The organism is Streptococcus sp. W151 (assembly GCF_053010205.1).
This window is the reverse complement of the sequence record NZ_JBRKNT010000008.1, coordinates 49,554-56,796: the sequence shown is the minus strand read 5'-3', so window position 1 is coordinate 56,796 and position 7,243 is coordinate 49,554. Positions and strand designations below refer to the sequence as shown.

Annotated in this window: 4 protein-coding genes; 3 read left to right on the top strand and 1 reads right to left on the bottom strand. The window is 45.7% G+C overall.

The window, feature by feature from the left end:
• Positions 1 to 1,300 (top strand): GBS Bsp-like repeat-containing protein (locus ACVC7Q_RS09725; RefSeq protein WP_447265697.1); only part of this gene is annotated, 1,300 nt, incomplete at its 5' end.
• Positions 1,301 to 1,444: 144 nt separating this feature from the next.
• The gene (locus ACVC7Q_RS09720; protein WP_447265696.1) at positions 1,445 to 3,910 is read left to right on the top strand and encodes a GBS Bsp-like repeat-containing protein; all 2,466 of its coding nucleotides are present in this window, start codon (positions 1,445 to 1,447) and stop codon (positions 3,908 to 3,910) included.
• A 29-nt stretch (positions 3,911 to 3,939) separates the two neighbouring features.
• Here the strand turns inward: ACVC7Q_RS09720 and ACVC7Q_RS09715 are convergent, their stop codons facing one another.
• Positions 3,940 to 4,803, bottom strand: a complete 864-nt coding sequence (locus tag ACVC7Q_RS09715; protein WP_447265695.1) for an RluA family pseudouridine synthase — start codon at positions 4,801 to 4,803, stop codon at positions 3,940 to 3,942.
• Positions 4,804 to 4,906: 103 nt separating this feature from the next.
• Between ACVC7Q_RS09715 and pbp2a the strand changes: the two genes are divergently transcribed.
• Entirely contained in the window at positions 4,907 to 7,141 is a 2,235-nt protein-coding gene (gene pbp2a, locus ACVC7Q_RS09710) for a penicillin-binding protein PBP2A (RefSeq protein WP_214259991.1), read from the top strand.
• The last annotated feature ends 102 nt before the right edge of the window (positions 7,142 to 7,243 follow it).

Sequence of the window (7,243 nt, the reverse complement as noted above, 5' to 3'; positions counted from 1 at the left end):
TCGTCAAAGTGACGGCAGCTACCGAGCTACCATCAAAGCCTCAGATCATAAAAATGATGATGGCAAATACAATGTCCATGTTTACTATGTAGATCAAAATAACAAACGGAGTTATATCACAGAATCTACTACAGAAGTGCGTCAAGCCCGTCGTTCTGGTACTCTCTTAATCCAAAATAACAACAAGGATACAGGGACCTTTGACGTCATTATCAAGGATGTCTACAGCCCTAAAGGCGTACGAACTGTTCAAGTCCCAACTTGGTCTGATAAGGACGGTCAAGATGATATCCGTTGGTATGAAGCGACTCGTCAAGCGAACGGAGATTACAAGGTATCTGTCAAAGCGAGTGACCACAAGAACTCAACTGGAAAATACCATGTTCACCTTTATTACATCCAAAATGATGGTTCTCGGATTGGTGTTGGTACAACAACCACAGATGTGGAAGTTAGAAATGCCATGACCAAAACCCAAGCGTCTATCAAGAATGTCAATGCAACGAACGGGACTTATACAGTAGCTGTAGATCAAGCGCCTCAAGGTCGTCAGATTAAGAACATTCGTGTCGCTGCTTGGTCTAAAGCTCATCAAGAAAATCTTTACTGGTATTCCGCAACCCCAACAGGTATGCACACAGAGATCACAGTCTCTGCCAATAATCACGGTAATGAAGCAGGCAACTACACGACTCACGTCTATGTGGACTACAAAGATGGAGGAGTTGAAGGTTTTAACCTGGGTCAAACGGCCTTGTCTCCACGGAATCAAAAGGTGAATCCACAAACAACCTATTATTCTCAACGAGACCCTCGTTGGGCTGGGAAGTGGTATGGTGTGAGCAATGTCGATCAGTCAGGTTGTGTGCCAACCTCTCTTGCTATGACCTTCACAGATATCCTTGGCAGAACGATTTTGCCAACAACAGTGGCTGATTATCTTTACAACAATACTGATTCATTTAACAAAGGTGAAGCAGGAACGGATGCAGATGGGATTGTATCTGCTACTCGTAACTGGGGCTTGAAGAGTCAATTGGTTAACGGAGCTGGAGGTATTGCAGAAGCCCTCATGGCTGGCAAGCATGTACTTGCTGCGGTAGGCAATAGCCAATTTACTAGCGATCCTTATACCCATGAGTTGGTCTTGCATGGCTATGATAATGGTAGAACCTATGTACGCGATCCATATAATAGCGGCAACAACGGCTGGTACTCCATCAATTATCTTCACTCTATTAAGAGTAAGGATCCGATGGATAACAAGCTCGGAGCACCTTTCTTCTCAATTTTTGCGTAAGCTGATCAGAAGGCCAAATTGGCCTTCTTTTTTCTTTAGATTAAGTATGAAATCTTCTAATGAAGTTGTTTCGTGATCTGACGGTTTGTGCTATAATACTACTATGTGGGTAGAATCCGTATAAAAAAATGCAAGGGAAGATACATGAAAAAGAAAGATCTTATTTTTTATGCTGGGACAGCTGTTTTGTTAGCTTTTTCGACACAACAAGTCAAAGCCGATGAGCAACAGGCGTCCGATCAAACACCAGAAAATACATCAGCTGTCGTTGCAAAAACAATAACTTCATCAGAAGCGCAGAATACTGTGAACGAAGGAGTGGGAGTTGAGAAAGGTGTTCAGACAGAAAATACCGTTCTAACAGAGACAGCACCTATCACACCAACTATTAGTGATACCCCGTCTTCTGAGCAGGTCACTAGCGAGAAGGGTGCAACAGAGCATCCAGCACCAGCTGTGGTAGCTAGTCGCGCTCCATATGGCGCACGCGCACGAGTGGTAGAATCAGAAGATAATAGTTTGCCGGTTGAGAAAGTAGAGAAGCCAAGTGGCACGCTAACAATTGAAAATAATAATGTTGAAACAGGCACGTTTGATGCAGTAATTCGCAATGTAGTAGCTCCAAATGGCTTGAAGGAAGTCTTGGTTCCAACTTGGTCCGACAAGAACTGGCAAGATGATCTAGTATGGCACAAAGCAGTCCGTCAAAGTGACGGCAGCTACCGAGCAACCATCAAAGCCTCAGACCATAAAAATGAGGATGGTAAATACAATGTCCATGTTTATTATGTGGATCAAGCTGACAAACGGAACTACATCACAGAGACTACGACAGAAGTACACCACATAAAACCAAGTGGTACTTTAACGATTGAAAATAATAATGTCGAGACGGGCACATTTGATGCAGTAATTCGCAATGTAGTAGCTCCAAATGGCTTGAAGGAAGTCTTGATCCCAACCTGGTCCGACAAGAACTGGCAAGATGATCTAGTATGGCATAAAGCAGTCCGTCAAAGTGATGGCAGCTACCGAGCAACCATCAAAGCCTCAGACCATAAAAATGAGGATGGTAAATACAATGTCCATGTTTATTATGTAGATCAAGCTGACAAACGGAACTACATCACAGAGACTACGACAGAAGTACACCACGTAAAACCAAGTGGTACTTTAACAATTGAAAATAATAATGTTGAAACAGGCACGTTTGATGCAGTAATTCGCAATATAGTAGCTCCAAATGGCTTGAAGGAAGTCTTGATCCCAACCTGGTCAGACAAGAACTGGCAAGATGATCTAGTATGGCACAAAGCAGTCCGTCAAAGTGATGGCAGCTACCGAGCAACCATCAAAGCCTCAGACCATAAAAATGAGGATGGTAAATACAATGTCCATGTTTATTATGTAGATCAAGCTGACAAACGGAACTACATCACAGAGACTACGACAGAAGTGCGTCAAGCCCGCCGTTCTGGTACGATCCTAATCCAAAACAATAACAAGGATACAGGTACCTTTGACGTCATTATCAAGGATGTCTACAGCCCTAAAGGTGTGCGGACCGTTCAAGTTCCAACTTGGTCGGATAAGGACGGCCAAGACGATATCCGCTGGTATGAAGCGACTCGTCAAGCGAACGGAGACTACAAGGTATCTGTTAAAGCAAGCGATCACAAGAACTCTACTGGTAAGTACCATGTTCATCTTTACTACATTCAAAATGATGGTTCTCGTGTGGGTGCTGGTACAACGACTACAGAAGTGGAGTTCCGAAATGCCAAGACCAAGACTCAAGCTTCTATCAAGAATGTCAATTCTGGTGCTGGAACTTATACAGTAACGGTGGATCAAGCGCCTCAAGGTCGTCAGATTAAGAACATCCGTGTCGCTGCGTGGTCTCAAGCTCATCAGGAAAATCTCTTCTGGTATTCAACAGCACCTTCTGGTATGCACACAGAAGTGCAGGTTTCTACAGCCAATCACCAGTACCAATCAGGCAACTATACGACTCACGTCTATGTGGACTATGTCGATGGTGGCGTTGAAGGCTTTAACCTCGGTCAAACAGCCCTTCATCCTCGTGCGACAGTAGATCAAACTGCTTTTAGTCCTCGTGTAACGAATGGGCAACGGGACCGTGTCTTACGGGCAGCAGCTAGTTTAGTTGGTGTTCGTGGCGGAACTGCAGCTCACCATCAATTGGTCAATGATTACAACAGTGTCAAACCACTTCCTGTAGGTTATGCAGTGAAGACGACCGATGATTGGTGTGATATCTTTGTCACAACAGTCTTCCAGCGTGAGGGCTTGAGTGGTTTGATTGGTCGTGAATGTGGAGTCGAACGTCACATTCAGATCTTCAAACGTTTGGGCATTTGGAATGAAGATGGGACCACTACACCAAAAGCAGGGGACATCATCACTTTTAACTGGGATCAAAATAGCCAGCAAAATAATGGTTTTGCGGATCACATCGGAATTGTTGAGAGCGTCTCAAATGGGATCATTCATACCATTGAAGGAAACTCCAACAACCAAGTCCGTCGCAATACCTATCGGATTGGACATGGTAATATTCGTGGATTTGCAACTCCTCGCTATCAATAACAAAGAAAAGAAGCCATAGGCTTCTTTTTTCAATCTTTCAATCCTTCTTCAAAACTCTTGGAAGGCGCCTCAACTTGTATGGTTTCAAGCGTTAATGGATTGGTGAAGGTCAAGCGATGGGCATGGAGCATGAGTCGCTCTCCGCGTTCAGGGTTATAGAGAGGATCCCCGACAATCGGGTGCCCATGATGGGAGAGATGAACCCGGATCTGATGGGTACGCCCCGTCTTGAGCTGGCATTTGACCAGGCTGTTTCGCCCGATTTTTTTCAGTTGCGTCACCTGGGTTTCTGCGTACTGTCCCTTGCGTGGATCGACCAGGCGCTTGCGCCGATCGTGGCGATCACGTCCGATTTTATCCTTGTAGATGATGGTCTTTTGCGCTAAATTTCCTTGGATCAAGGCCCAGTACTCGCGTTGGATTTTTTTATCTTCCAAAATTCGGTTGAGTATAGGCAGAATAAAAGGATTCTTGGCAAATAGAATCGCTCCGCTGGTTTCCTTATCTAACCGGTGCACGACGTAGCAGGTGGATCCAACATAGCTGGAAACATGGTTGAGAAGAGCAATTTCCATCGGTTCGTTGGCATGGGTTTTCATGCCTTCGGGCTTATTGACGATGATGACGTGCTCATCCTGATAGAGTTCTTCGACGAGACTGGGGTCTCCTTCAAGGAGCTCTTTTTCAGGGTAATCGTCTGCGTCAAAGATCAGCTGGATCTGGTCTCCTTTTTGAACGGGGCTTTGCCAGTTGATGGTCTCTCTATTCACCAAGACGTGTTTTTTGACTCGTAAAAAATGCCGGATCTTACGGGGGATGAGGAAGTAGTCTTCAAGGAGCTCTTTCACAGTCATTTGGGGAAAGGATTCTGGAATGGTAAATTGATAGTTCATGACCCTATTGTAGCAAAATCTAAGCTTAAAGAAAACTAAATGAGAAATAGCGAGGAGCTATCTTTTCTTGCTAGGACAAGGATAAGGTGTTACAATAACAGGTATGAATAGAATAAAAGAATTATTTGAAAACCTGATCACTTTTTTTAGAAAGGATCATCCGCCCAAAGCGGTGGCAGAAGAAGTGCCCAACACGGAATTGCCGGAAGAGACAGTGGAGCCAACTTATAGTCGCTCAGGCAAGCACAGAAGCAAGCCTCTCTCTCAGCACCCCTTCCGTCGTTTTTGGCGCCGATTCCATTTGACCAAGATTCTCCTGATCATTGGATTAGGCTTTAGTCTCTTGACAGGGGGCTATCTCTTCTATCTCGCAAAGACGACCAACGTCAAGGATTTGCAGAATGCACTGAAGGCCACGACTATTATCTATGATAAGAATGGGGACCAGGCTGGAAGTTTGACCGGACAAAAAGGAACCTACGTCGAACTCGATGCCATTAGTGAGAATCTGCAAAATGCCGTGGTCGCAACAGAGGACCGGAGCTTTTACAAGAATAGTGGGATCAACTATGGTCGCTTCTTCTTAGCAATTTTGACTTTGGGTCGCTCAGGTGGTGGATCGACCATCACCCAGCAGCTAGCTAAAAATGCTTATCTGTCCCAGGATCAGACGGTGGAGCGCAAGGCCAAGGAATTCTTCCTGGCACTTGAAATCAATAAGAAATACAGTAAAAAAGAGATCCTCACCATGTACCTCAACAATGCCTATTTTGGAAATGGGGTTTGGGGAATTGAGGATGCTTCCAAGAAGTATTTTGGGGTTTCAGCCAGTCAATTAAGCCTAGATCAGTCAGCGGTTCTCGCAGGCATGCTCAAGGGACCGGAGATCTATAACCCGCTCTATTCAGTAGAGAATGCGACCAACCGCCGCAATACGGTCCTTCAAAATATGGTAGCGGCCGGCTATATTGACCAGGCAACAGCCGATCAATCTGCTGCTGTTGATATCCATGGCCAGCTAGTCGATGCCTATGAAGGCAAGTCAGAGGACTACCGCTACCCATCCTATTTTGATGCGGTCATCAATGAAGCGGTCAACGAATACGGTCTCACCGAAGAAGATATTGTCAAAAATGGCTACCGGATCTACACCGAGCTGGATCAAAATTACCAAGCAAGCATGCAGGTAATCTATGACAATACAGCCCTCTTCCCAGTAGCGGAAGACGGCACGCGCGCAGAGTCCGGTAGTGTGGCCCTTGATCCTAAGACTGGTGGGGTTCGGGCTCTCGTAGGTCGTGTCGGTAGCGATGAAAATCCAGGATTTCGAACCTACAACTATGCCACCCAAGCTGCTCGTAGTCCGGGATCGACCATCAAACCTTTAGTGGTCTATAGCCCAGCTGTTGCAGAAGGTTGGTCGACCAATAAGGAACTGGATAATAGTACCACCCAATACGGAAGTTATGAAGTCAATAACTACGCGGGAATCCAGTCGAGCCCAACGGTACCGATGTACCAGGCCTTGGCAGAATCTCTCAACCTTCCAGCAGTAGCGACCGCTAATGAATTGGGCCTCAATACGGTCTTTGAGTACGGAAAAAAATTCGGTCTCAACATGGACAAGGTGGACAAGTCGCTTGCTGTTGCCTTGGGAGCTGGTGTGACAACCAATCCGATGCAGATGGCCCAAGCCTATGGAACCTTTGCCAATGGCGGGGTCATGAATGATGCCCACCTCATTACCAAGATCGAAAATGCCAGTGGCCAAGTGGTCAAGAGCCACAGTCAGAAATCAACCCGGGTGCTTAGTGGATCCACAACGGATAAGATGACCAACATGATGCTGGGAACCTTCAGTAATGGTACAGGGGTCAATGCTGCGCCTTATGGCTATACCATGGCAGGGAAAACCGGTACGACAGAGACCAGCTTTAACAAGGACCTCTCTGGAGACCAATGGGTGATCGGCTACACGCCAGATGTGGTCATCAGTCAATGGCTTGGTTTCCCAACGACCGATGAAGGTCATTACCTGACCGATAGTAGTGCCGGAACGGCGTCAGAGATCTTCCGCAATGTTGCCAACAGTGTCCTGCCTTATACAGACGGTACCCAGTTTGATTCGGTGAAGAACTCTTATGCTGAAAATGGCATTGCGCCAGTCGGAGAAGAAACGACAGAAACAGACAGCAAAGAAGACAAAGGTTTCTTTGAGGATGTCAAAGAAAAGGCGTCGAATATGGTCGATGATGCGAAAAAAGCAATCGACGAGGCCGATATTCCAGGAAAAGCGAAAAATGCTTGGGATACTTTCAAAGGTTGGCTTGGTTTCTAATCAAAAAAACGATTCAGAAATTCTTCTGAATCGTTTTTTGCAGATTGAAGATAAAGTCATCTTAGCAACTTTCCTTAGGTGAGTACGGACGTCAGCGAACTT

Excerpts from the sequence above, each read along its gene's own strand:
- ACVC7Q_RS09720 (WP_447265696.1), top strand. The coding sequence starts at position 1,445 with ATGAAAAAGAAAGATCTTATTTTTTATGCTGGGACAGCTGTTTTGTTA.
- ACVC7Q_RS09715 (WP_447265695.1), bottom strand. The coding sequence starts at position 4,803 with ATGAACTATCAATTTACCATTCCAGAATCCTTTCCCCAAATGACTGTG.
- pbp2a (WP_214259991.1), top strand. The coding sequence starts at position 4,907 with ATGAATAGAATAAAAGAATTATTTGAAAACCTGATCACTTTTTTTAGA.